This is a genomic window from Oxobacter pfennigii, from assembly GCF_001317355.1.
Lineage (GTDB): Bacteria > Bacillota > Clostridia > Clostridiales > Oxobacteraceae > Oxobacter > Oxobacter pfennigii.
In genome coordinates this window covers 112940-137575 of record NZ_LKET01000068.1, presented here as the reverse complement: position 1 = coordinate 137575, position 24636 = coordinate 112940, and the positions used below count along the sequence as shown (strand labels likewise).

Sequence of the window (24636 nt, the reverse complement as noted above, 5' to 3'; positions counted from 1 at the left end):
AGGGAGCTTTATTTATTATTGATATTATCTTTATAAAGGCTTTTGACATGTGTAAAATATAATTATCTTGGAATTATACATCGGGGGTATTGTTGATGAAGGTTCTTTTTATAATAAATCCCGCTGCCGGAAAAGGCAGGGCGTTAAAGGAAGCTCCTGTTATTAAAGCAGTGATGGAAAAGTGGGAAAAAATAGAATATGATATAGCATATACCGAAAGAATAGGACATGCTGTTGATATTGCAAAAGCCGGTTGTAAAAATGGATATAAAATAATTTTCGCCGTAGGAGGGGACGGGACGGTAAATGAGGTGGTAAACGGTACTGCAAATACAAATACTGCCCTTGCCATACTGCCCTACGGTTCCGGAAATGACTTTTTTCGCAGCCTTGGAATAAAGGGAGATACGGAAAAAATAATAAACGACACCTTAAATGGACAAATAAAAAATATGGATATAGGTATTGTGAATGGCAGGTATTTTATCAATATTTCAAGCGTAGGATTTGATGCAGAGGTGGTATTGGCCACAAACAAAGCAAAAAAATTCCTTTCAGGAAGCATAGCTTATATTGCAGCACTCATAACAACTATATTTAAAAGAAAATCCGAAAATATAAAGATGCTTATTGACGAAGGGGAAGTTGAAAAAAAGGTTCTACTGGCTGCCGTAGCAAACGGAAGGTTTTATGGCGGAGGGATGGAGGCAGCGCCATATGCAGTCTTAGATGATGGACTATTTGATATTTGTTTTATAGAAAATATGCCTAAATTTAAAATGCTGGTATTATTTCCTCAGTTTATGAAAGGAAAACATGAAAAATTTAAGGAAGTTAAATTTTACAGGTCAAAAAAGGTATATATAGAATGTGACAGACCGCTGCCGTTAAATATCGACGGAGAAGTATACAAAGAGAAAAGCATCCGCTTTGAGATAATAAATAAAGGTTTTCTTTTGGCTGCGCCGTTACAGGAAGCCATGTCTTCTGTTATGGATTAAAATAATTTTCCGGTTAATCTGGTCCTTTTAAAATATACATAAAAAATACGCCAAAGATCTAGTCCCCGGCGTAATAAATTTAATTACTGCTTTCATCTGAGGTTTTGCATTCGGGACAAATTCCATAAAAGTAAACTTTACTTGACAATACTGTGTATTCTGTGTGTTTCTTTACAGCTTCATTAATATGGGACAAATCAGCATCTTCAATATCATCGACTTTTCCGCATTTATTGCAAACAATATGGGAATGGGGTTGAGTATTGGAATCATATCTGAAATTTCCCTCACCTACGTTAAGCTCCATTACAAGTCCGATTTCCTCGAGAGTTTTCAGTGTTTTATAAACTGTTGCCAAACTCATGGTTGGATATTGTTCCTTTATGGTATTGTATATTGTTTCAGCAGATGGATGGGCTTTTGTATTTTTTAACATTTCATATACAGCTATTCTTTGAGGAGTAAGTTTTAAACTTTTAGGCTTGAAAGCAGCTGCTAAATTATTCATATTGATCACCCTTAAACAATAATTATTATTTCTTGAATATTATTATATATATTGTAAAATAATATTTCAAATAAGTCAATAAAGTAATGATATTAATCTAAGATTTTTCAATAAGTTTATTGTCAACACAGGTTTCTATGTCCAAATCCTTCAATCCCTTCCTATTATAAAAGAGCACTGAAATAAGGTCTTTTTTGACGCTCATTATCTTTCCCGTTCCAAAGATTTTATGGCTTATTAAATCACCGGAATTTAATGAAAAGGATTTATGTCTAAGAGGCTCTTTTTGATTGGAGGAGGCCTCCATCAAAAACCTGGATGCAGCTTGCTTTGCACCGTTTCGGCTCTGAGGAGCACAGATGAACAAATTATTTTTAGCTCTTGTCACTGCAACATAGAACAATCGTCTTTCTTCGTCAATATGTTCCCCGGTTTTGATGCATTTCTTGTGAGGAAAGAATCCTTCAACTGCACCTATCAAAAATACATTTGAAAATTCCAGCCCTTTGGCGCTATGTACCGTTGATAAGGTAATACTATCCTTTATAAAAGCTTTATTTTGAGTACTTTCCTTTAATTTAAGGGACATTTCATGTATATGAGATAAAAACTCATACGCGTTGAGAAAACCGGCTGAAGAGGATTCGTATTCATCGAGAATATCAAAAAGCTGTTCAAAATCTATATTTGATTCCATACAATAATTTCTTATATAGTTATCATAACCTATTATTTTCCGTATATAATTAACGGCTGCAGGAGGCCTCATTAATTTAAGGGATTCTATATTCTTAGAAAGCTCCTTAATTTTTGTATTCTGAAATTCTTTGATGCCGCAAGCCTCAAAGGCTTTAAAAACATTATAGCCTTCTTTGGCACAAAGATAAGATACCCTGTCCGTGATTTCCCTTGTTATATACCTTACCGGGCGGTTTATTATCTGTGCGAGGCTAAAAGCATCGCTGCCGTTTATGCAAAGCTTTAGGTAACAGGTTATGTCACGACATATCCAATGCTCATAAAAATTGTTAAGGCCGTCTTTTATGTTAAAGTGTATACCCCTTTTAATGAGTGCGTCTATGATATGGCGGCTTTGAATATTAGTCCTGTAGAGCACGGCAAAATCCTTGTAGGAATATCCTTTATTTTTGAGATCCTCAATAGTATCGGCAACAAATGCGCCTTCCAAATCCTCATTCTGGGGGAAGGAAATTTTAGGGCTGCCTCCCTCTTCCCTTAAGGATTTTAAATTTTTACTCATCCTGCTGCTGTTATTAATTATAACCTTGGCTGCAAAATCCACAATTTCCTGTGTTGATCTGTAATTTATATCAAGGATTACGGTTTTACAGGAGGAGAAAGTCTTCTTAAAATTTATAAGGCAGTCAGGCATACCCCCCCTGAAGCTGTAAATGGACTGGTCATCATCTCCCACAACACACAAATTATTTAAAGGATGGGACAACATTTTCACGATTTCATACTGAATTTGGTTTGTATCCTGAAATTCATCAATGAGAATATATTTAAATTTTTGCCTGTAGAAATTTAAGGCTTTATCATCGGTTTCAAATACCTTCTTGCACATAATCATCATATCATCAAAGTCTATGCAATTAACGGAATGCTTAAAGCTCTCATATTCCTTCAATACCCTTTTTAATTTTGACAATGATATGCTCTGAGGCTTGAAATCAGTAGTTAGGATTGATGTACGTACTATTGATATATCGTTTATGGTGTTTTGAACTATTTCATCGTCAACGGGCTCGTTCAATGCTTTTAATATATTTTTTACAGCAGAAAAGCCTTTTTTCTGGTCCAATACAGGAAGATGCCTTCCGTAATAAGAATTAAGTATTTTATAGAAGGTGGAATGGAAGGTGCCAAACTCAGTTTTGCTGTAATGATCCTGTGTTATGCCGGGAAAATCCTTAAATCTTGACTTCATTTCATTGGCTGCCGCCCTGGTGAAGGTTATTACCAGAATATTCGAAGGTGTTATTCCCTTGTATATCAAATGGGCAGCTCTGGCGGTAATAACGCTGGTCTTTCCTGAACCCGGACCGGCAACAACTAAAAGAGGGCCTTCTACATGAGTTATAGCATCCTGCTGACTGTTGTTATAATGTAATCCTTTTGCTTGTATCGACTTAAAAAAATCCATGGCTGACCTCACTTCAGTATTCGGCGTACTTTGTAATTATATCATGAAATTTGCATGTCAAATGAATCAAAGATTCATTATAGCATAAGTTGCTTATCATTGATTTTATCCAGCTGAGATTTTAATAATCATTTCTATAAAATGTATAATATTTCCAGGGAAATGTAATAAATATAAATGCATAATATTTCATGTACAATGGTTTTGAAAATTTATTTCCGGAAGCATTAATGCTATAATGATAAATGAGAACTGGAGTAAATGAGGGGACAAGATGAAAAAAATCGTTTTAACAGGCGGCGGCTCCGCCGGTCATGTAACACCTAATTTAGCACTTATTTCCCAGCTTAAAAAAGAAGGTTGGGAAATACATTATATAGGAACGGAAGATGGGATTGAAAAATCCATTATATCAAAAGTTGATGTGACTTATCATTCAATACATGCAGGAAAGCTTAGAAGGTATTTAAGTCTTGAAAACATCACCGATCCATTCAGGGTTGTAAAGGGCATGCTAGAGGCCTTTTCCATTATAAAAAAATTGACTCCCAATGTTATATTTTCAAAAGGAGGATTTGTAACAGTTCCAGTTGTTTTGGCAGGGTGGATGAACAGAATTCCGGTAATCATACATGAGTCGGATATGACCCCTGGCCTTGCAAATAAGCTGTCCAGCCCTTTTGCAACGGCAATATGCACAAATTTTCCTGAAGCCGCCAAGAACTTGCCAAAGAACAAGGCTTTTTATACCGGTACTCCCATACGAAGGGAACTTTTAATGGGTGATTTTGATAAGGGTTTGAATATTACTGATTTTGTAAAGGATAAACCTGTCATAATGGTTATGGGCGGAAGCTTGGGCTCTAAGAATTTAAACCGTATTATTCGGGAAATACTCCCAAAGCTTTTAGAGGATTTTCAGGTGGTTCATATATGCGGCAAGGGAAATGTTGATACATCCCTTAAAGCTTTGAAAGGATACAAGCAATTTGAATATGTGAATGAAGAGCAGCCCCATATTTTCAAAATAGCCAATGTTGTTGTATCCAGAGCAGGTGCAAATTCGATATCCGAATTCTTAGTATTAAAGCTTCCCAACATATTAATCCCTCTGTCAACTAAAGCCAGCCGGGGAGACCAGATATTAAATGCAAAATCTTTTGAAAAGCAAGGCTTCAGCAAGATGCTGATTGAAGAAGAAATCGACGGCAAGAAATTATATGATAACATAATTGAAATTTATAAAAACCGTAAAATATACATTGACAACATGGGAAAAGAGAAGGTACCTGACGGTACCACGGAAATAATGAAACTTATAAGGAAATATGAAGAACAACCCTCAGCATAGCCGAGGGTTGTTCCTTTACATCACTGCCACTTGATTTTCTATTTCTAGAAAGTTTAAGTTTTCTGATATACTGAACCTATTTTCCGCAAAAATCTGATGCCACAGCATAAAAATGAGGATGGTCCACAGCTTGCGGCTGTAATCCAATGGGCCCTTGCGATGCTCTTCTAACATTGAAAGCACCATATTCTTTTGTATATATTGTTCAGTCTCACTTTCATTTATAAGGTTTACAGCCCAGGAATACATTTCATCTTTAAGCCAATGCCTTATGGGCACCGGGAATCCCAACTTTTTTCTTGTGGTAACGGCGTCGGGAATTACCCCTCTGAAAGCTTCTCTGAGCGCGTATTTTGTTGTGGAATTACCGATTTTATCATCCAAAGTTAATTTTGACGCTGCTTTAAATACTTCCATGTCAAGAAAGGGTACTCGAAGCTCAAGGGAATGAGCCATGGTCATACGGTCGGCCTTTACAAGGATATCGCCTCTTAACCATGTGTTTATATCGATGTACTGCATTTTTGTTACGTCATCATAATCCTTGGCTTGCCTGTAATAAGGTTCTGTCACCTTTTGGTAGGAATAATCCTTGGAATAATCCTTTAAATATATGGATTTCTCGGATTGCTGAAATATTTTAGCATTGCCTACGTATCTTTCTTCAATAGAGGTGCAGCCTCTCTCCAAAAAGCTTTTTCCTTTGACACCGTCAGGAAGAAGAGAGGATGAAAATCTGATCAATTTTTTTGCAAAATCAGGTATGCGTGAAAAGGCTTTTAACGATAAAGGTTCGCGATATATATTATATCCGCCGAAAAGCTCATCGGAGCCTTCGCCTGAAAGTACAACAGTAACATGCTTGCGGGCTTCTTTGGCAACGAAATACAATGGAACAGCCGCCGGATCTGCCATGGGCTCATCCATGTGCCATATAATTTTGGGGAGTTCGTTTATAAATTCTTCAGCGCTTATAATTTTGCTGATGTTTTCAACGCCCAATTTGTCGGCGGTTTCCTTTGCCAGGTCGATTTCGCTGAAACCTTCCCGTTCAAAGCCAACGGTAAAGGTTTTTATGTCGGGCTTTAATTTTGCGCATAAGGCTACTATTATTGTTGAGTCAATACCTCCCGAAAGAAATGCTCCTACGGGTACATCGCTGCGCATATGTACTTTTACGGAATCTTCAAGGGCATTTTTTATTTCTTTTAACCTTTCCCCAAAGGGCGCAGGGGATGGGTTGAAAATGACAGACCAATACCTGTTTATAACAGGCTTTTGCCCCAGCTCTTTTTCAATTGTAGTACCCGGTTCCAATATCAAAACATCGGATAATATGGTATTGGGCTCCGGAACAAACTGGAATGTTAAATAATGATGAAGGGATTCCAAGTTTATTTTTGTCGATACTTCATCACTAAAAAGGAGGCTTTTCTTTTCCGATGCACAGTAAAGATAGTCTTCACCGAAAGCATAATAAAAAGGCTTTATGCCAAAGGGATCCCTTGCTCCGAAAATTTTCTGAGTTTGCCTGTCCCAAATAACAAAAGCAAACATACCTCTAAGAAGCTTAACGGACTCCGGTCCCATATGCTTATATAGTGCAAGTATTACTTCTGTATCCGAATGAGTGGAAAAGGGGAGGCCTTCTTTAATGAGCATTTCCCTGAGCTCTATATAGTTGTATATTTCACCATTGAAAACCATTTGATATCTCCCATCGTCGTATGGGAAAGGCTGGCTGCCGTTTTCCAAATCTATTATGCTTAAACGGCGGAAGCCAAGGCATATATGTTCATCAGTAAAAGTACCTTCCTGATCGGGACCTCTGTGCTTGATTATAGAAGTCATCTTTGCCATTATATCTGCTGTATTGTTGTCTTCGGGTAGGGGCTGGTCCTTAAATATAGTTACAAAACCGCACAAGAGCTATCCACTCCTTTCATATATGGGGTCTTTAATAGATAAAAGTTATCTATAAATTAACAAGTGTTGTGGGTTTTTTATAATATTTGGAAATATTCAATCTGGGCATTTAACTTATATAGATTATATCCCACAGGAGCTTTTCTATACCTGAATCAATGCGCAGACCTATCCATATTTGAAGTATAAAACACTTAAACATACCCTGTCAATGTGAAGGGCAAGTGAATTTAGTTCATGGCGGTTGAATTTACGGGAATTTAATATATATAATTTGTTATATCAAAAGCCGCAGCGTTAAATCAACCGATGCTTTTTCGTAGCTGGAGATTTATTCTTTTGTACATGTTTGCCGAAAGAGCAGAAATGAGAAATCCCATTAATACATCCTTTATTATTGAGGGTGCCACACCCAAAGCTATGGCATTTAATATGGTCATAGGCTTATTTAAGTATACATTCATGAGAAAGTACATATAAGTTACACCTATAACATATATACAAATAAGTCCCAGAGCATTTGCAGCCATGAAGGTGACAATGCTTTTTTTAGTTGATTTTTCAATAACCAGGCCTATAACATAGGCAGCAGCCACAAAACCTATCAAATATCCAAAGGAGGGTGTTATGATGTATGCAGGACCTGAAAGGGGCTTTGAAAACACGGGAATGCCTATAAGCCCTAATAAAACATATACAACCTGGCTTAACAATGCCGTCTTTCGCCCCAAGAGGCTTCCTGCCATCATAACTACCACCGGCTGAAGGGTAATGGGTATTTCGGGAAGTAAAAGATTTACTTTGGCGCCTATTATAGTAAGTCCTGCGAATAATGCTGCAAGTATCATTTCTCTTGTTGAAAACTTCATTTTATAGTCCTCCTAATCGTAAACTAAATATAATATAATAAGTTAACAATTATATTATATCAATTATTATAAAGTGTCAAGGCAGTCAACAAAGAAAATATAAGGAAGCAACAGGTTTTTCAAGTTTATCAGTTACAATGCAAAAACAAGTATTTTTTATGACTTTGGGAATAATACATTTGAATATTGACCATAGAGGTGTTTGTTTTGATAAATGAAATCAAGGTTAGTTCAGAAATAGGAAAGCTGAAAGCCGTGTTAGTACACAGGCCGGGACCAGAGCTTGATCATTTGGTACCACGATATCTTGAAAATCTTCTCTTTGATGAAATACCCTGGTTAAAGAGAGCAAGGGAAGAACATGATGATTTTGTAGAAGCCTTAGGCACATTGGGGGCACAAGTATATTATACTGAAAAATTAGTTGAGGAAATAATTGAAGATAAAAGTTTAAAGGAAGAATTGATAAATGAGCATTTAAAGTTCAGCACTCTTTTTGATAAAGAAGTTAAAAGAATAGTCCATGATTACATAATGGGCCTTGATAATAAGACTGCGGTGGAAACTATAATTGCCGGTCTGTCAAAGGATACCGTAAGGGATTTGAAATCCGAGACGTCCTTCAGTGATTTGACCATGAAAAGCTATCCTTTTTATTTAGACCCTATGCCCAGTATGTATTTTACAAGGGATCACGGAACAGTCATAAACAAGGGGCTTTTAGTCAGCCAGATGTTTAATTTTGCAAGGCGGCGGGAAACCATTTTTTTAAGGTTCCTTCACAAAAATCACCCTCTTTTTAAAAATTTGAATACTCCTTTGTGGTTTGAAGGTGAAATACCCACAGGGATAGAAGGAGGAGATGTCCTTGTATTAAATAAAGACACTTTAATAATAGGCTTCAGCGAAAGGACAACTGAGTCTGCTATAGAATCGGTAGCACATATGCTTTTGATAGAAAAAGAAGAGCTAAAGCAGATCATAGTTATTGAAATACCTGCAAAGAGGGCTTATATGCACTTGGATACCGTGTTTACCGTAATTGACTATGACAAGTTTATCATTTATCCCGGCATAAAAAACAGCATCCATACCTACAGATTGTATCCTGGAAAAAATGGAAATGTGAGGGCAAAAGCAGAAGAGAGCTTGGAACATACTCTCTCAGACTGCTTAGGTCTCTCAAGTGTAAAAATAATAAATTCCGGAGGAGATAATTCAATAACAGCAGCCCGGGAACAGTGGAGCGACAGCACCAACACCTTTGTCATTGCTCCGGGCAGCATCATCACATACAACAGAAACGAAGAGACAAATAAAATATTAAGGAATTTAGGCCTTAATGTCATAGAAGTTGAAGCCTCGGAGCTTGTAAGAGGAAGGGGCGGTCCTCACTGCATGACAATGCCCCTTTTGAGAGAGGATATATAGTTGTATTTAAAAATAAAATCATGAGGTGAATTATAAGTGGACGCCATAGATATATTGATAAATGAGCATGTTTATATTAAAAAAGTACTGTCAGCGATAGAGGATGATTGCATAAAGTTATCTGAAGGCAAGGACGCCGACCCTCAATTTTACAGGAAGGTGATTGAATTTGTACGAGGATATGCGGATAAATACCATCACCAGAAAGAAGAAAAAAAGCTTTTTAATATTTTGGCTGAAGCCGATGATAATTTAAAAAGAGGCCCGGTAATGGGGATGCTGTTGGAGCATGATTTGGGCAGAAGTTATATAAGCAGCCTGGAAATAGCGGTGGAGGACTATGAAAAGGGAGATAAAAGTAAAAAAGCATATATTATCGCCAATGCCCTTATATATGCGGAAATGCTTAAAAAACATATAGAAAAGGAAGATAGCAACATTTACATGTTATCCAGAAGAATTATAGACAGTGAAACACAAAAAGATCTTAAAAATGAGTTTGACGAAATTGAAGAAGATGAGGCCAACAAAAAGATAAGAGAAAAATACACAGCTTTTGCAGACAGCTTGATAAAATCATAATATTTCATAATAAAAGACCGTAGGAAACGGTCTTTTATTATGAACCTAATCCTTACTTTTTAATGGGAATCTGTATTTCTTAAAGAGCTGATCCGTTGCGTAATAATGATAACCGTTTTCTTCATTTACGTAGGCCGGGGTAAGCAATCCGACTTCATCGTAATACCGCAGCGTTTTAATGGTGGTTTTGCCGAGTTTGGAAAACATTCCAATGCGATACATCAACAATCACTTCCTTCCTAAAACAATCCTATATTCTCCTGCAGCAGGAGAGTCAAGGGTATATTTAAACATTTTATCCAATTTTAAATATACTGTGTTCATATTAATAATTCAACGGATATTGAAAAATGGTGAAATATGTTTCTTGATAAAAGAACGCATGTTCGCATATAATAATATTATATTGATGCTAATTCAGTATATTTAAACTTGGGAAATAATATAGAGTTCAGCAGGAAAATAGCCCAGACCTGAGGAAGATATTCTTGGTTATAGAGGCGGTATAAAGTCAAGGCAGTGGATACATCATTAATTAAAGGTGTGGATAGAGTTGAAAGTATTATCAAAGCCGATACAAATGCTGGCATGGTTTAATGAACAGGGATATCCAAATCCCATTAGGTTCAGATTTGAAAGTGGAAGTGAATCCTTTACTGTAATAAAGGTGGATAAAATACTCAAAAAAGACATTGAGAAGATAGGTGGGAATGATACCGTGGTATTTAAGTGTCAAAGCCTCATAAACGGACTGGAGAAGGTCTTTGAAATAAAATACGAGTTAAGGACCATGAAGTGGGTATTGTTCAAAATATGAAAGAAAAAAGGCTTTTAGATAAGAGAATCTAGAAGCCTTTGAAGCATTCTGGCATTTACAGCTGCCTGAGCTTTAAAGTGATTGTTGAAGGCTATAAATGTAAAATCAGTGTTGTCATTTATAAAATTTATCCTGGAAACCCAATCCTTCAAGGTATCTTCGCCATATAAATAGTCATATCGCTCGTAAGCTTCCTTGTGATTGTACCATTTCTCACAGTTGCGGCCATGAAACCTTACATATCCTATATTTGATGTAACAACGCTTATGGGTTTTACAAGTCCCTTTATATCCGGCTCATCCACACAGACATAGCCAATCTGCTCCTGAGACAGCTTTTTATAAATATCGGCATTATTCCATTCCTGATTTCGAAATTCAATGCAAAGGGGTATATCCAGAATATTTTCCTTAATCTTTGATATATAATGAATATTTTCCGGGGTATAATGGAAGGAGTAAGGGAACTGAGCAACCACACAGCCCAATTTTCCGTTATCTGTAATGGGTTTTAAGGCTTCGTTAAATTTCATGTAGTCATCCTTTGACGCAGTTTTTTCGTGAGTCATTGAGTCATGAAGCTTTACGGAAAACCTGAAATTATCCGGCGTCTTCTTTGACAGATTAAAAAACATGAATATATTGGGCATTTTATAATATGTGGAATTAATTTCGGTGAAATTAAATTCCCTTGAATAAAATTCAAGCATATTGCTTCTATCTGTTTTTTCATGGTAAAAAGGGCCTTTCCAGTCTTCGTAACTGTAACCTGAAGTTCCTACATATATAATTTTTTTTTACCTCCTTCAAATTGGATTTTTGTCACTCATACCCAATAGTCCCAAGCCAATTTTCAACCTCCCCCGGTGCAACAGTGCCATTTATGGCAATGCCAGGCAAAATTTTGGATTTTGGGCACTCCTTAGCTATATCATTTTCAATTTGGCAAAATCCGCCGCCTCCGTGAGTACAAAAAGGGATGACCGTTTTGTCCGTAAAATCGTGCTGTATTAGAAAACTCCTAACCGGCGGGGCTATCGTTTTAAACCAGTTGGGCGTACCTATAAATATAGTTTGGTACACATCTATGGGCTCATTTCCGGATATCAGCTTCGGGCAAAATCCGCGGGAGATTTGATTTCTCACTTCTTTGGCGGCTGTATTGTAGTCAAAGGAGTAATTTTTATCAGGGATTAATTCTCTTAGAGTGCCGCCCGTTTGTTTTGCTATTTTCAACGCTAAATTCTTTGTATTTTGAAAAAGCGAATAATAGACAATCAGTGTGTTGTTCATATATGGTATCTCCGTTCATAAAATTTCTGGTTACCGCTATTATAGCTTGTCAGAGGGCAAAAATAAACAGACATCTATTGTTGTGCTTTACCTGTAAAATGCTCAATTTGAATTTTTATCACTTTTGTAGCGTTATCACTTTTGCTAATATATTGTATACCTGTTTCCATAAAGTCCTTTGAATATTTTTCCATGAAGTGCTATTAAGGTTTCTCTTTTTCTGAATCAAAAACTTCTGCTGCTTTGCCAAATAGAGACATGCTGCTATAATTGGTATCAAAGGTTTCACATCTACTGCCGTACAAAGATCTTGTTATTGCACTCTATATTTTCAAGCTTTAAGCCTTGTCTGGCAGAGCACAAAGACATTTCTCCTGCTAAGCGGAAGCAGTTGCCCATCTTCAATAATTTCGGGCGCTTTCATCGGATTCAAAGTGGGAGAATGCGAGACGAAAATATGATGCTTCTTATTCCGTAAAGGATTCAGCGCAAAGTAAAACGGCTGATGATATGAACATACCAGAAAAAATGTTCATATCACCAACCGTCGTTCATTATGGTGCCGGTGGACCGGTATAGTGCACCCTATTGTCAAGATAAATATTTTATACGGCTTTAATATAAAAAAGAATGGGCGAAAATGCAAATTAAGTCGTGCCACTTCTCTTCCACCTGAGCTGATTATTACGGTAGAAAAAAGCCTTGCCCGTCACTGCATTGCCGGAGAAGATCGCAGCTCGGCCATAACCATTTAATTACATTATTAGGAGTGAGCTAAGTAATGTAAACGCTATTAACACGATTGATATTATACGTCCTAATCCTGAACCAAGGTCACCTTTGAATTTATAACTCAAAGTCAATGCTGGGATATAAAATATTAATGAATAAAAAATAGTGTAATGAATTCCTGTATTTATATTGGACCACGTCTTTAATCCCAGTGAATTAAGGATTGAATCACCTATTGAAATATTTTTACCAAATGAGAAAGAGAATAAAGCTCCTATTATAACTAAGACTAACGATACTGTGCCAATACCGATCTTAGACATTTTATCATTCATTTAATAAAAACTCCTTTTTTAAAAGTCTGGAAATGCTTATTAAATTTTACTACAGTTCATACTATTATATACTTGAGTTAATTTCATAATTTCTATCCCTTGAAAACAGGCAAGCAGTGTCCGTTAGGAAATACGGAAATTGTTACTTCCTTACCCGGTAGATATTCTTCCATCATCATTTTATAACCATAGAGGCCGCTATCCAATGCCTTTTAAGTTCCATATAAAACTCATTCGGCTATTGGAGCCGGATGGCCTGATAAACAACAGCAATTTTCATTATGTATTTACAACTTATGCGATAGTTTTATATTTTTTCTATAAATCCAATATCCACAAATAAGATAAAAAATTAAGACTACAATACCTATTGATGCCTCACTGATAATTTGCCCTGTTTCCTGCGTTCCCATATAAACTAAATGAATTGCCGGCAATGTACCCAACAAACTACCCCAAAAATAATTTTTATTAAGAAGAAAGCCGCTAATAAACCATAAGAGTAACCAAATCGCAACAACAGGCGAAATAACACTAAAACCACTAAGTGCTACTATTCCATAAAAAAGTATGAACATAATAGCTGGTATATAGAATAATAATTTTTTCATTATTACCCCCATAATATAAAATTTGAGACAAAACAAATGCTATCTTGCATTTGTTTTGTCTCAAATTTTTGGTGCCGGTGGCCGGAGTCGAACCGGCACGGTGTTGCCACCGGCGGATTTTGAGTCCGCTACGTCTGCCAATTCCATCACACCGGCATGTAATTGTGACAATGATTATCTTATCACAGTAATTTTAAAAAATCAATACCGCCTAATAAATTATTCCTTTAATTATTATTGCCATTACTGTAACTATATACATAAGATTTTATATTATATAAGGTGATATAATTTTAGATAGGTTACTTAAGGGGGAATGAATTAAATATGGATCCTATTACACATGGGTTAATTGGAATGGCTGTATCCGCTGCAGGGCAGAACACCTTCTCAATACTTAGTCCCATAACAGTTGCTACAGTTACCGGTTCAATACTTCCGGACGGTGACATTGTTATGAGAACTTTAGGAAATGCAGCTTACTTAAAGCATCACAGAGGGGGATCCCATTCCCTTATAGGCATTGCATTAGAAGCAATGGCAGCCGGGGGCGTATTAAAATTATTTTATCCCGAGACTTCTGTATTTACTCTTATGCTATGGGTATTTATCGGAACATTAACCCACATATTATCGGATTTATTAAATTCATACGGGGCAAAGATATTATGGCCTCTTTCAAATAAGAAGTATACCTTGTGCATGCTTACAATCACCGACCCAATAATTTTAGGACTTGCTGCTATATCCACCATATCCTCTTATAAGAATTTAGGATATAACAAGTATATTATTGCAATATTTATCCTTTACATTATGAGCAAAGTCTTTATGCATGTATACGGAAGCATCCTTTTAAGAAGGGAGTTTTGCGATATATGCCATATTAGAAAGATTCACCTGCTGCCTTCTATGATAGCCTTTTATAAGTTTCAATATATAATAGAAGGTTCAATGTCAAAAATAGTGGGCGATATAAATTTTCTCTATCATAGAGTAAGGGTTTTCGATATTTTTAAAGGCCAGGATGATGGTATAGAAGAACATGTGTTAAAGTCCAGAACAGCTAAGTATTTCAAAGAATTCACTCCAATTTTTCATATAGATTTTGAAAAGATAAACGACGGCTACAAGGCGCTTCTGACGGATTTGCGTTACATTTTAAAAGGAGAATTCCTGCATCACGCAACCATAATATACGATGAAAAAATGAATATATTGGAAGAGAAGTTTAATCCCTATAATATAAACAAAAATATTGATGTATAGTCAAAAAATCCTGAATTTCAGGATTTTTTACTTTAATTTAGTGACAATATACATTAACATATAGTAAGGAGGTGCATTAATATGAGATATTTAGATGCAGGAGAATCCCATGGAGAAATGTTCGTTGCTGTAGTGGAAGGTATGCCTTCGAATTTAATAATAGATGAAGATTTGATTAATTACGAATTGGAAAAGCGCCAGGGCGGTTACGGCCGGGGTGGAAGGATGAAAATTGAGAAAGATAAGATAAATATAGTGACGGGAGTAAGGCAGGGCAAAACCACAGGTGCACCCATAACCCTTATAATCCGAAACAAGGATTACGAAAACTGGAAAGAAAAATTAAATGACCCTTTAAATGAGAAAATACAAAGACCCAGACCGGGTCATGCAGACTTAAACGGTATTATAAAATACGATCTTGATGATATAAGGGATATTATAGAAAGATCAAGTGCCAGACAAACTTCCATAAGAACATCCGTAGGGGCACTTGCAACTGTTTTTTTGAAGAATTTTAATATAAAAGTACACAGCCGTGTTGTTCAAATAGGAAGTGCTATTGACAATTCTCCCGTAACTGAAGAAGGCATTAAAATTGCGGAGGCCTCTGATTTAATGTGCTCAAGCAAAGAATGCGAGGAGAAAATGATTGAGGAAATTACCTTAGCTCAGGAAAAAGGAGATACCTTAGGGGGAAAAATTGAAATTATAATTAAAAATGTTCCTGCGGGATTGGGCAGCCACGTACAATGGGATAAAAAATTAGATGCCAGATTGGCCGGAGCTATGATGAGCATACAGGGAATAAAAGCCGTTGAAATAGGAATGGGAAGTGAAGTTGCTAATCTTCATGGTTCAAAGGTTCACGATGAAATATATTATTCTAAAGATAAGGGCTATTACAGAGGAACAAACAATGCTGGCGGTATTGAAGGCGGAATGTCAAACGGAGAAGATATTATAATAAGGGTAAGCATGAAACCCATACCCACACTTAGAGTCCCTCTGAGCAGCGTGGATATAAGCACTAAGGAAGCCTGTAAGGCAGTTTTTGAACGCTCGGATGTATGTGCTGTTCCTGCTGCCGGTGTGGTAGCAAGAAATGCGGCTATGTGGGAAATTGCCTGCGCCGTCATGGAGAAATTCGGCGGTGACAGCATGAAAGAAACCACGAACAATTTCAATTCCTACAAGGAGCAAGTACTTAAAAAGTAGTTTTAAATACATGGAGTAAAAGCAACCGGAGAAAACTTTTGTCAAGGGGGTGTGAAGTTTGAGCTATCCGGAAAAAGAGCTTGTTGACAGAAGCAAAAGAGGAGATATAGAAGCTTTTGAAGAGCTTATATTGGCTTATGAAAAGAAGATTTATAATATAGCCTACAGAATGACAAACAACAGGGAAGATGCCAGTGACATCGCTCAGGAAGTATGCATAAAGATATATAAATCCATAAATTCCTTTAAAGAGAACTCAACCTTCAGCACTTGGGTATACAGAATTGCCACCAATGTCTGCATAGACGAATTAAGAAAGAGAAAAAATGTTGTTTCTTTAATTGCGTCAAATGAAAATGATGAAGAATTCGAAATACCGCTAACAAGTAAAGAGCGGCTGCCTGAGGAAATTGTTGAGGAAAAGGAAACTCTGGGAACTATTAAAAGATATATAATGGAGCTTTCCCCCGAATACAGAATGATGATTGTCCTTAGAGATATTCGGGGTCACAGTTATGAAGAAATTTCTCAGGTGTTAGATATAAATATAGGTACGGTAAAATCCAGATTGAACAGGGCGAGGAATATGCTTAAAGAAAAGCTTAAGGACAAGGAACCTTTTATAAGGAAGTCCGTCTAAAAAGTGAAGGGAGGGTTATGCATGGAATGTAGTAAAGCAATGGACTTAATGTCGGAATATGTTGATGGCATACTTGAGGACAATGACGCACAAGAGTTTCAAGAACATTTAAAAACATGTGAGAATTGCAGAGATGAATATAATATGTTAAAGAGCATTGTTGACGATTGCCATCAGTTGATTGATATTGACCTTCCTGATGATTTTCATCAGAAACTTCATGATAGGCTTGAAGCTGAAGCAGGAAGAAGTAAAAAAAGAATTTTCAAAAAACATTATTCAGTAGCAGCGGCAGCAATCATTCTTGCTGTTTCGATAAGCATGGCCATGAATTCCGGAATAATAAATTTTCGTATTAAAAATCAAGCTTCATCAACAGCTAAGGATATGTACATCCAAAGCGCTAAAGCACCCACAGCCGGGGGTGCTCAATCCAAAGCTGAAAATGAAACGGATGAATCAATAAACAACCCTTCTCTTAAAATGGCAGTACCTGAAACGGCCATGAGGGCATCGCAGGATAACGGGGAGATGAACAATGCATCAAATGCAGCACCTGAAACTTACGGCATTCAGATGTATGAAGATTCTCTGGAAGATGAGGCGTCTGTGACGGTTATAAATGTAAACCTTGAAGCGGAGGAATACGATAAATTTTATAAGCAGATAATTTCGGATATAGGGGTTTTAAAGGGAGTATCTGACATTGAAGAAAGCGTTGAATATACGATACCAAAAGAAAATATGGATTCTTTTGTACAGAAGTTAACGGGTGAATATAAAATAGATGATGTTTCAATATCACAGAGGGATATTGAAGAATCGCAAAGGAATATGACAGGAGAAAGTTCGGATTCGGAAACAGAAGTGAAGGGCAAAGCAAGCTATATAATTGTTGTCCTTAATAGAAAATAACCAATTTGGAAAAAATACATGGAAACATGTATTTTTTTATGTCTATTATCAGTTATAATTATTAGGTAAATTATAAAAAGGGGAGATTTTTAATGAAAAGGGAAAAAATTATTGTAATTGACGGGAACAGCTTGCTTAACAGGGCTTTTTATGCTCTGCCCCCTTTGACCAATTCCGAAGGTTTGCATACCAACGCCGTATATGGATTTACAAATATGCTCATTAAAATAATAAATGATGAACAGCCTGATTACATAGCAACAGCCTTTGACAGAAAGGCTCCTACATTCAGGCATACGGAGTACTCGGATTACAAGGCTGGAAGGAAGAAAATGCCTGTTGAATTGGAAGTCCAGTTTCCGCTGGTTAAAGATATTTTAAAGGCTTTCAAAATAGGTATTTTTGAGCTGGACGGCTTTGAGGCTGACGATATAATAGGCACCGTATCAAAAATATGCGAAGATAAGGGCATGGATGTTTTAATTTATACCGGTGATAAGGATGCCCTGCAGCTTGTCACAGACAACATAAAGGTTGCCATAAGCAGAAGAGGCATAACCGAAATTGATGTATATGATATATCGGCCTTTGAAGAAAAGTATGAAGTTAAGCCTATAAGCTTCATAGATATAAAAGGATTAATGGGAGACCAGTCAGATAATATACCCGGTGTGCCGGGCATAGGTGAAAAGACTGCCATAAAGCTTATAAAGGAATTCGGATCAATTGAAAATTTAATAGAAAATCATGAAAAAATAAGCGGGAAAAAAGTAAAGGAGCTCGTAGAAGAATACAGAGAACAGGCTCTATTCAGCAAAAAGCTTGCTACCATCTGCCTTGATACCCCCATTGAATTTGAACTTGAAGAAATCAAAAACAAATACCCTGACAAGGAAGCCCTGATATCCCTATTTAAAAGGCTGGAATTTAAAACTTTAATAAATAAAATTCCTTCACAGGATAAGGAGGATAAAGGTACAGGCTTTGAAATAAAGGAATACCCGAAAGTTTCCCTTTCGGTGTTAGACGACTTAATAAGATCCATAAAGGATAAAAAGAAAATATCTTTAGTTTTCAATTTAAGGGGGAGCGATTTTTACAATACCGAAATAGAAGGCATGGCCATATCCTTAGACGGAGAAAATGCGGTGTACATACCGGCAGATAAGAAACTTATATTAGGGTTGAAAGAAATCCTTGAAGACGAAAGCATTAAAAAGCTATGCCACAATGCCAAGGACGGCTATGTAAGCTTACATAAATTTGATGTGACATTGAAGGGAATGGAGTTTGACGCTGCCATTGCAGCCTATCTTTTAAATCCGTCGGAAAGTACATATAATACAGATGATTTAGTCAGAATTTATTTAAAGGAAGACATACCGTCTGAAAAAGAAATTTCAGACATGATAAAGGGCGGAAATATAAAGGTAAAGTCAAATTATTTATGTACAAAGGCAATTTATATATATAATTTGGAAGACATATTGAAAGAACAGCTTGAAGCAAACGCCATGTATGAGCTCTACAATAAGGTTGAACATCCTCTTATTGAGGTTTTAGCCTCCATGGAGATACTTGGCTTTGCCGTTGATGAGGATATATTAAATGTCTTATCCGGAGAATTCGGCGATGAAATAGACCGTTTAACAAAAGAGATATACGAAAGTGCCGGAGAAATCTTTAATATAAATTCACCAAAGCAGTTGGGCGCCATTTTATTCGATAAATTAAACCTTCCTGTAATCAAAAAGACAAAGACGGGCTATTCTACCGATGCAGAGGTATTGGAAAAGCTTGCACCTCAGCATGAGATTGTAAGTAAGATACTTGAATACAGGCAGATTGCAAAATTAAAATCCACATATGTAGACGGTCTTCTAAATATAATAAAAGAAGATAAAAAGATACATTCCAATTTCAACCAGACGGTGACGGCCACAGGAAGGATAAGCAGCACCGAGCCCAATCTTCAGAATATCCCGGTAAAGGTTTTAATGGGCAAAAAAATCAGAAAGGCTTTTGTGGCCTCAAGTGATGAATATCTTATTTTATCTGCGGATTATTCCCAGATTGAATTAAGGGTTCTTGCCCATATATCAAGAGATGAAAACCTTATTGATGCATTTCATCACAAGCTGGATATACATAAGAAGACGGCATCAGAAGTATTCAATGTACCTTTAGACGAAGTTACTCCCTTTATGAGAAGCAGTGCTAAAGCAGTTAACTTTGGGATAGTGTACGGTATAAGCGATTACGGATTGTCCGTTAATCTTAATATTTCAAGAAAAGAAGCTAAAAGCTATATAGATAATTATTTGAACAAGTATGAAGGTGTAAAAAATTATATGGATAATATAATAGCCTTTGCAAAGAAAAACGGCTATGTAACAACAGAGCTTAAGAGAAAAAGGTATATTCCCGAGATAAATTCAACTAATTTTAACATAAGATCCTTAGGAGAGAGGCTGGCCATGAATACCCCAATCCAGGGAACGGCAGCGGATATCATAAAGATTGCCATGGTTAAGGTATACAGCGAGCTTCAAAATAGAAATTTAAAATCCAGGCTGATACTGCAGGTTCATGACGAACTTATAATAGAAGTCCATAAGGATGAGATAGAAGAAGTGAAGTCTATTTTGAAAAATAACATGGAAAATGCCATGCAGCTTAATGTTCCCTTGGAAGTGGACATCAACATGGGAAAAAGCTGGTTTGATGCGAAATAGGAGGTAGTATGAAAATTATAGGCCTTACAGGAGGTATTGCAAGCGGAAAAAGCCTTGTATCTTCAATTTTAAAAGAATTTGGCGCTAAAATTATTGACGGCGATATAGTTGCCAGAATGGTCGTGGAGCCGGGCGAGAGAGCCTTAGATTTAATTGCAAATCGTTTTGGAAGAGGAATTTTAAATAATGATGGTACCTTAAACAGAACAGCACTGGGCGCAATTGTATTTAATGATGTAAAGAGCTTAGAAAATTTAAATGAAATAACCCATCCCGAAATCAAGGAAAAGATGTTAAAAATGATTAATGAAATAAAGGCTGAAGACCCTGATGCCGTTGTTGTAATCGATGCTGCCCTTTTAATAGAAGCGGAAATGGCCGATATGGTCGATGAAGTCTGGCTTGTATACATAGATTATGATACTCAGATAAAAAGGCTTGTAAAGAGGGACAATTTTGATATCAAGGCCGCAGAAAAAAGGATTAAATCCCAAATGCCCTTTGAGGGAAAAGAGAGGTTTTCAGATAAAATAATTGATAACAGCAGGGGAATGGAATACACAAGACAGCAGGTTGAAAGGCTGTGGAATGATATAGTAGTAAGATGAGGTGTGGTCCTATTGCATAAAAAACGAAGAAAAAAATCTATATTGCGCCCCTTGATATTTTCAGCCGTCATAGTCATTTTAATTTTCAAGTTTGATGTTTTGATGGGACACTTTTTCCCTTTGAAATATACCGATTTGCTGCTTAAATATGCACAGATGTACGATTTAGACCCTTACCTTGTGGCTGCCGTCATAAATGTTGAAAGCAAGTATGACATATCAGCCCAATCCCACAAGGATGCAAAAGGGCTTATGCAGGTTACCCCGACAACAGGAAATTGGGCGGCGCAAATGATGGGGTTGACGGATTTTAATGAGGAGCTCTTATTTAATCCTGAGATCAACATAAAAATAGGGTGCTGGTATCTTAATAATTTAAGGCAGGAATTTGATTCAGAGGACTTAAAGGTTGAGACGGAGTTGATGCTTGCGGCTTATAACGGCGGAAGCGGCAATGTGAGAAAGTGGCTGCAGGATGAAAATTACAGCAAAGATGGTACTGCGCTGGATGATATACCTTTTAGGGAAACCCGCCAGTATGTATCAAAGGTATTAAGACATCAGAAAATTTATAAATTTTTATACCCGGATTTATCATATAAAAAAAGTGAATAGTTTTAGCACAATTTTTTTATGTTTAATTTTTAGGAAGGAAAAAAAATATTTTTATAGAACTAAATAATGAGGAAAAATGGTTAGGATTTCAAAACCGGATGCAAATTTTATTAGAAAATGGTGATTTTATGTTGTCATTATTTATTAAAGATGGAAATCTGACTATTAAAGATATTGAGAAGAAGCAGCTTTCGGTGATAGCACAATGGCTCAATGGCAGCAATATACAATATAAATATTCTATGGGTATAAACAAGCCCATAACCCTTGAAGAAGTGAATGAAAATTATCTTGAAACCCTGATAAACGCCCATGAGTTTTTCTTAAGCATCAATATAAACGAACAATTTATAGGCTTTGTAAAAGGGCGTATAGATTACAGAGATGAAGGAGAAGTATGGATAATGTCCCTGCTTATAGACAGGCCATACCAGAACAACGGGCTGGGAAAGAAAATCCTTGATCTTTTGACCAAGGAATTCAACGACAAGCTGGATATTAAAAACTTTTATGCCTGTATTGTAAATGACAGTATCCATGTAAAATATTTCTGGGAGAAAAACGGTTTCAACGTCCACAGAGTTACCAAAGGATATTTTACAATCGATGATAAAAACTATGACTTAGTCATTTTGCATAAGCAATATAAAAAGCAGTACTACAGACAGAAGATGGTGCTGTAATTAAATAAGCATACAAACTTTAGAATATTTCATTTATATTCAACAAGAATATAAATGAAATATTTTTTTTATAAAGATAATTGAGAAACCTAATATATGGTTACTGTAAACGAGCCAACAGTGTTTAGAATCAATAAAAAAAGCCAAACAAGCAAGAGGTTGATAAGAATCTGCATCCCTTTTATTTTCTTTAAAATAATTTATTGTAAAATAATACCATATTTTACTCGTAGATGTTAAAATGATTAATAAGCCGGAATATATATATTAAAAAGCAGCATAAATCAAAGGAATGGGGTGAAATGATATGAAGTATACCAGGTTTGAGTTTATATTGAGAAAGAAAGCCCGAAAAAGCATTATGACAGGCAGCATTGTTTTATTGATACCTGTAATAGGTCTTTTTTTCGGTTATCTGATTTCGCAATTTATAATCACGCCTTATTTTTCACGAGCAGCTAAAAATGAAACTACGGTATATCTTAATGAAGATATAAAGGAACCCATAAAAGAAAATGTACAAGCATCAACAGAGATTAATGGAGAGGCTGTGCCGGAAGTTTCTGAAGCAGCAAAGGAAGAAGTCAAGGAAGGGGTAAAAGAGGAAGTTAATAAAGATATAAAAGAGACGGAAGCTTTAAAATATATGGATATAAAACAAAGAAGATACATAACGATCCAGGCGGGTGCCTTTGCATCCCAGGAAAATGCCAATGCATTGGCGAACATGCTAAATAAAAAGAATCTGCCTTCTTACATATTGAATGAGGACGAATACAGCCGTGTTATAGTCGGAATCGGAGTTGATAATGTCTTTGCTCAAAAAAGAGTTTCTGATTTGAAAGAGGAGGGCTATACTTGTCTCATTAAGGAAATGGGAATAGAACCAAAAGAAATATCCCAGGACATGAAGGACAGGAAAGAATTCATAATTCTTAGCAATACAATAAACAGTATAGGAGATTCACTGGATGAGGCCTTGAATGTATTGAGCGGTATTGAGGATTTTGGGTCTGAAAATGTACAGGTCAAAGAAAATATAAAAGAGTTAGGAGTAAAAATCACCGGGTATTTGGATAATACGCAAGGGATAGAGGCAAATGCCGGTGAAGGATTAAAAGAGATAGTTTTAAATTTCAATAAAATAAAAACAATATTTTCGAGCGAATTAGATAATATTCGTCAAATCGAAGAAGAAATTGTAAAATGTGTATTTATATATAGAGATATAATTGAGCAATATAACAATCTTATTTAAATAAAATATTTTCCTTAAAAGGTATTAAATGCCTTATGATAGGCTATCTTCGCAGAAATTTAATAGCCTCTTACTTTACATAAAAAATTTACAACACTTGTTTGAAAATAAATAAAATGTTAAACTATTATGAGGATAGACGACATATTTTTTACTCTATATTTTTGGGAATATAGTGGAATAATTATCTTTTAAGGGGGAAAAATCATTGGTAGGAAGGGTACAAAAGAATGCAGCAAGTCTTTTCATACTGCTTGTAGCCTGCTGTATCATTGGGAGTTTTATCGGATACATATTAGATCCTTATATTCCCGGAATGTTAACAAAGAGTTTCAGTATAGGTGCGGGGCCTATGCTTATAAATCTAAAAGTAGTTACATTTACTTTGGGGTTCAGCATAAGCATAAATTTTTTCTCCGTAATAGGCCTCATTATAGGATTGATTATATTTGTCAAACGTTTCTAAAATATTGGAGGCATTGTAATGAGGATTATCCTTGCATCGAAATCTCCGAGAAGAAAAGAGATATTGCAAAACATCCGGTTAAACTTTGAGGTTGTGGAAAGCAATTATGAAGAGGAAAACAGTTTATCTTTAAGGCCGGAAAAGCTTGTGATGCACCTTGCATATAGGAAAGCTCTTGATGTGGCAGAAAGAATAAGCGATGAAGCATTGGTAATAGGTGCAGATACAATTGTTGTCCATAACGGTATAATCATGGGAAAGCCGAAGGATAATGAAGATTCCTTTGACATGTTAAAAAAGCTGTCGGGAAACTATCATCACGTTTTCAGCGGCATATGCATCATAGATGTAAAAGGAAACAGGCACTCAGTTAACTATGAAAGCACAAAAGTAAAAATAAAGAAATTAACAGATGAAGAGATAATTCAATACATAAGCACCAAAGAGCCTGCAGATAAAGCAGGCAGCTATGGCATACAGGGAATAGGCAGTTTAATTGTTGAAAAGATTGAAGGATGCTATTTTAACGTAATGGGCCTTCCGGTATATAAATTGTCTGTTCTGATGCGTGATTTTGGTGTTAACCTGTTAAAACCGGGAGTTTAG

Annotated in this window: 25 protein-coding genes and 1 tRNA gene; 16 read left to right on the top strand and 10 right to left on the bottom strand. The window is 36.2% G+C overall.

Annotated elements, in window-relative coordinates:
• The first annotated feature begins 95 nt into the window (after window positions 1–95).
• Window positions 96–1001, top strand: coding sequence for a diacylglycerol/lipid kinase family protein (locus tag OXPF_RS20125; protein ID WP_054877003.1), 906 nt, complete (start codon window positions 96–98; stop codon window positions 999–1001).
• 79 nt (window positions 1002–1080) lie between these two features.
• On the opposite strand, the gene perR is transcribed toward OXPF_RS20125, so the two are convergent.
• Both perR and OXPF_RS20115 read right to left on the bottom strand, forming a co-directional pair.
• Window positions 1081–1509, bottom strand: coding sequence for a transcriptional regulator PerR (gene perR / locus OXPF_RS20120; protein ID WP_054877002.1), 429 nt, complete (start codon window positions 1507–1509; stop codon window positions 1081–1083).
• 97 nt (window positions 1510–1606) lie between these two features.
• A complete protein-coding gene (locus tag OXPF_RS20115; RefSeq protein WP_054877001.1) occupies window positions 1607–3676 on the bottom strand; it encodes an ATP-dependent helicase in 2070 nt (689 codons plus the stop codon).
• 274 nt (window positions 3677–3950) lie between these two features.
• On the opposite strand from OXPF_RS20115, the gene OXPF_RS20110 reads away from it, so the two are divergent.
• On the top strand, window positions 3951–5027 hold the full coding sequence (locus tag OXPF_RS20110; RefSeq protein WP_054877000.1) for an undecaprenyldiphospho-muramoylpentapeptide beta-N-acetylglucosaminyltransferase: 1077 nt from the start codon (window positions 3951–3953) through the stop codon (window positions 5025–5027).
• Window positions 5028–5042: 15 nt separating this feature from the next.
• On the opposite strand, the gene asnB is transcribed toward OXPF_RS20110, so the two are convergent.
• Both asnB and OXPF_RS20100 read right to left on the bottom strand, forming a co-directional pair.
• On the bottom strand, window positions 5043–6953 hold the full coding sequence (asnB, locus tag OXPF_RS20105) for an asparagine synthase (glutamine-hydrolyzing) (RefSeq protein WP_054876999.1): 1911 nt from the start codon (window positions 6951–6953) through the stop codon (window positions 5043–5045).
• A gap of 302 nt (window positions 6954–7255) precedes the next feature.
• Window positions 7256–7822 carry a biotin transporter BioY gene (locus OXPF_RS20100; RefSeq protein WP_054876998.1) on the bottom strand — a complete coding sequence of 189 codons (567 nt, stop codon included), beginning with the start codon at window positions 7820–7822 and terminating at the stop codon, window positions 7256–7258.
• 207 nt (window positions 7823–8029) lie between these two features.
• Between OXPF_RS20100 and OXPF_RS20095 the strand changes: the two genes are divergently transcribed.
• Window positions 8030–9253: an arginine deiminase gene (locus OXPF_RS20095; protein ID WP_054876997.1), complete on the top strand. Its 1224-nt coding sequence runs from the start codon at window positions 8030–8032 to the stop codon at window positions 9251–9253.
• Window positions 9254–9289: 36 nt separating this feature from the next.
• On the top strand, window positions 9290–9835 hold the full coding sequence (locus OXPF_RS20090) for a hemerythrin domain-containing protein (protein ID WP_054876996.1): 546 nt from the start codon (window positions 9290–9292) through the stop codon (window positions 9833–9835).
• A 45-nt stretch (window positions 9836–9880) separates the two neighbouring features.
• Here OXPF_RS20090 and OXPF_RS21985 read toward each other — a convergent pair whose 3' ends face one another.
• Window positions 9881–10042: a MerR family DNA-binding transcriptional regulator gene (locus tag OXPF_RS21985; protein WP_242854467.1), complete on the bottom strand. Its 162-nt coding sequence runs from the start codon at window positions 10040–10042 to the stop codon at window positions 9881–9883.
• 346 nt (window positions 10043–10388) lie between these two features.
• Between OXPF_RS21985 and OXPF_RS20085 the strand changes: the two genes are divergently transcribed.
• Window positions 10389–10652: a hypothetical protein gene (locus tag OXPF_RS20085; protein WP_054876995.1), complete on the top strand. Its 264-nt coding sequence runs from the start codon at window positions 10389–10391 to the stop codon at window positions 10650–10652.
• A gap of 14 nt (window positions 10653–10666) precedes the next feature.
• Here the strand turns inward: OXPF_RS20085 and OXPF_RS20080 are convergent, their stop codons facing one another.
• From OXPF_RS20080 to OXPF_RS20060, 5 genes are all read right to left on the bottom strand, one after another.
• Window positions 10667–11440, bottom strand: coding sequence for a DUF72 domain-containing protein (locus OXPF_RS20080; protein ID WP_278308418.1), 774 nt, complete (start codon window positions 11438–11440; stop codon window positions 10667–10669).
• 34 nt (window positions 11441–11474) lie between these two features.
• Window positions 11475–11945, bottom strand: coding sequence for a flavodoxin (locus OXPF_RS20075; RefSeq protein WP_054876993.1), 471 nt, complete (start codon window positions 11943–11945; stop codon window positions 11475–11477).
• Window positions 11946–12700: 755 nt separating this feature from the next.
• Window positions 12701–13012 carry a hypothetical protein gene (locus OXPF_RS20070; RefSeq protein WP_054876992.1) on the bottom strand — a complete coding sequence of 104 codons (312 nt, stop codon included), beginning with the start codon at window positions 13010–13012 and terminating at the stop codon, window positions 12701–12703.
• Window positions 13013–13299: 287 nt separating this feature from the next.
• The gene (locus OXPF_RS20065; RefSeq protein WP_054876991.1) at window positions 13300–13623 is read right to left on the bottom strand and encodes a hypothetical protein; all 324 of its coding nucleotides are present in this window, start codon (window positions 13621–13623) and stop codon (window positions 13300–13302) included.
• Between the two features lie 69 nt (window positions 13624–13692).
• Window positions 13693–13779, bottom strand: a tRNA-Leu gene (locus OXPF_RS20060).
• A gap of 171 nt (window positions 13780–13950) precedes the next feature.
• Here OXPF_RS20060 and OXPF_RS20055 point away from each other — a divergent pair.
• From OXPF_RS20055 to OXPF_RS20005, 11 genes are all read left to right on the top strand, one after another.
• A complete protein-coding gene (locus OXPF_RS20055) occupies window positions 13951–14892 on the top strand; it encodes a metal-dependent hydrolase (RefSeq protein WP_054876990.1) in 942 nt (313 codons plus the stop codon).
• Window positions 14893–14973: 81 nt separating this feature from the next.
• Window positions 14974–16110 carry a chorismate synthase gene (aroC, locus tag OXPF_RS20050; protein ID WP_054876989.1) on the top strand — a complete coding sequence of 379 codons (1137 nt, stop codon included), beginning with the start codon at window positions 14974–14976 and terminating at the stop codon, window positions 16108–16110.
• A gap of 58 nt (window positions 16111–16168) precedes the next feature.
• The gene (locus tag OXPF_RS20045; RefSeq protein WP_054876988.1) at window positions 16169–16750 is read left to right on the top strand and encodes an RNA polymerase sigma factor; all 582 of its coding nucleotides are present in this window, start codon (window positions 16169–16171) and stop codon (window positions 16748–16750) included.
• Between the two features lie 21 nt (window positions 16751–16771).
• Window positions 16772–17665, top strand: coding sequence for an anti-sigma factor family protein (locus tag OXPF_RS20040; protein ID WP_054876987.1), 894 nt, complete (start codon window positions 16772–16774; stop codon window positions 17663–17665).
• A 92-nt stretch (window positions 17666–17757) separates the two neighbouring features.
• Window positions 17758–20400, top strand: coding sequence for a DNA polymerase I (gene polA / locus OXPF_RS20035; protein ID WP_054876986.1), 2643 nt, complete (start codon window positions 17758–17760; stop codon window positions 20398–20400).
• An 8-nt stretch (window positions 20401–20408) separates the two neighbouring features.
• On the top strand, window positions 20409–21008 hold the full coding sequence (coaE, locus tag OXPF_RS20030; RefSeq protein WP_054876985.1) for a dephospho-CoA kinase: 600 nt from the start codon (window positions 20409–20411) through the stop codon (window positions 21006–21008).
• A gap of 12 nt (window positions 21009–21020) precedes the next feature.
• A complete protein-coding gene (locus OXPF_RS20025; protein ID WP_242854465.1) occupies window positions 21021–21623 on the top strand; it encodes a lytic transglycosylase domain-containing protein in 603 nt (200 codons plus the stop codon).
• Between the two features lie 128 nt (window positions 21624–21751).
• Window positions 21752–22306: a GNAT family N-acetyltransferase gene (locus OXPF_RS20020; RefSeq protein WP_160317279.1), complete on the top strand. Its 555-nt coding sequence runs from the start codon at window positions 21752–21754 to the stop codon at window positions 22304–22306.
• Between the two features lie 307 nt (window positions 22307–22613).
• Window positions 22614–23564 (top strand): SPOR domain-containing protein, encoded by a 951-nt coding sequence (locus tag OXPF_RS20015; RefSeq protein WP_054876983.1) that lies wholly within the window; start codon window positions 22614–22616, stop codon window positions 23562–23564.
• 208 nt (window positions 23565–23772) lie between these two features.
• Window positions 23773–24030, top strand: coding sequence for a DUF4321 domain-containing protein (locus OXPF_RS20010; protein WP_054876982.1), 258 nt, complete (start codon window positions 23773–23775; stop codon window positions 24028–24030).
• 18 nt (window positions 24031–24048) lie between these two features.
• Window positions 24049–24636, top strand: a complete 588-nt coding sequence (locus OXPF_RS20005) for a Maf family protein (protein WP_054876981.1) — start codon at window positions 24049–24051, stop codon at window positions 24634–24636.

Coding starts and splice junctions, on each gene's coding strand:
- OXPF_RS20125 (WP_054877003.1), top strand. CDS start 96: ATGAAGGTTCTTTTTATAATAAATCCCGCTGCCGGAAAAGGCAGGGCG.
- perR (WP_054877002.1), bottom strand. CDS start 1,509: ATGAATAATTTAGCAGCTGCTTTCAAGCCTAAAAGTTTAAAACTTACT.
- OXPF_RS20115 (WP_054877001.1), bottom strand. CDS start 3,676: ATGGATTTTTTTAAGTCGATACAAGCAAAAGGATTACATTATAACAAC.
- OXPF_RS20110 (WP_054877000.1), top strand. CDS start 3,951: ATGAAAAAAATCGTTTTAACAGGCGGCGGCTCCGCCGGTCATGTAACA.
- OXPF_RS20100 (WP_054876998.1), bottom strand. CDS start 7,822: ATGAAGTTTTCAACAAGAGAAATGATACTTGCAGCATTATTCGCAGGA.
- OXPF_RS21985 (WP_242854467.1), bottom strand. CDS start 10,042: ATGTTTTCCAAACTCGGCAAAACCACCATTAAAACGCTGCGGTATTAC.
- OXPF_RS20075 (WP_054876993.1), bottom strand. CDS start 11,945: ATGAACAACACACTGATTGTCTATTATTCGCTTTTTCAAAATACAAAG.
- OXPF_RS20070 (WP_054876992.1), bottom strand. CDS start 13,012: ATGAATGATAAAATGTCTAAGATCGGTATTGGCACAGTATCGTTAGTC.
- OXPF_RS20065 (WP_054876991.1), bottom strand. CDS start 13,623: ATGAAAAAATTATTATTCTATATACCAGCTATTATGTTCATACTTTTT.
- OXPF_RS20055 (WP_054876990.1), top strand. CDS start 13,951: ATGGATCCTATTACACATGGGTTAATTGGAATGGCTGTATCCGCTGCA.
- aroC (WP_054876989.1), top strand. CDS start 14,974: ATGAGATATTTAGATGCAGGAGAATCCCATGGAGAAATGTTCGTTGCT.
- OXPF_RS20040 (WP_054876987.1), top strand. CDS start 16,772: ATGGAATGTAGTAAAGCAATGGACTTAATGTCGGAATATGTTGATGGC.
- polA (WP_054876986.1), top strand. CDS start 17,758: ATGAAAAGGGAAAAAATTATTGTAATTGACGGGAACAGCTTGCTTAAC.
- coaE (WP_054876985.1), top strand. CDS start 20,409: ATGAAAATTATAGGCCTTACAGGAGGTATTGCAAGCGGAAAAAGCCTT.
- OXPF_RS20020 (WP_160317279.1), top strand. CDS start 21,752: ATGTTGTCATTATTTATTAAAGATGGAAATCTGACTATTAAAGATATT.
- OXPF_RS20015 (WP_054876983.1), top strand. CDS start 22,614: ATGAAGTATACCAGGTTTGAGTTTATATTGAGAAAGAAAGCCCGAAAA.
- OXPF_RS20005 (WP_054876981.1), top strand. CDS start 24,049: ATGAGGATTATCCTTGCATCGAAATCTCCGAGAAGAAAAGAGATATTG.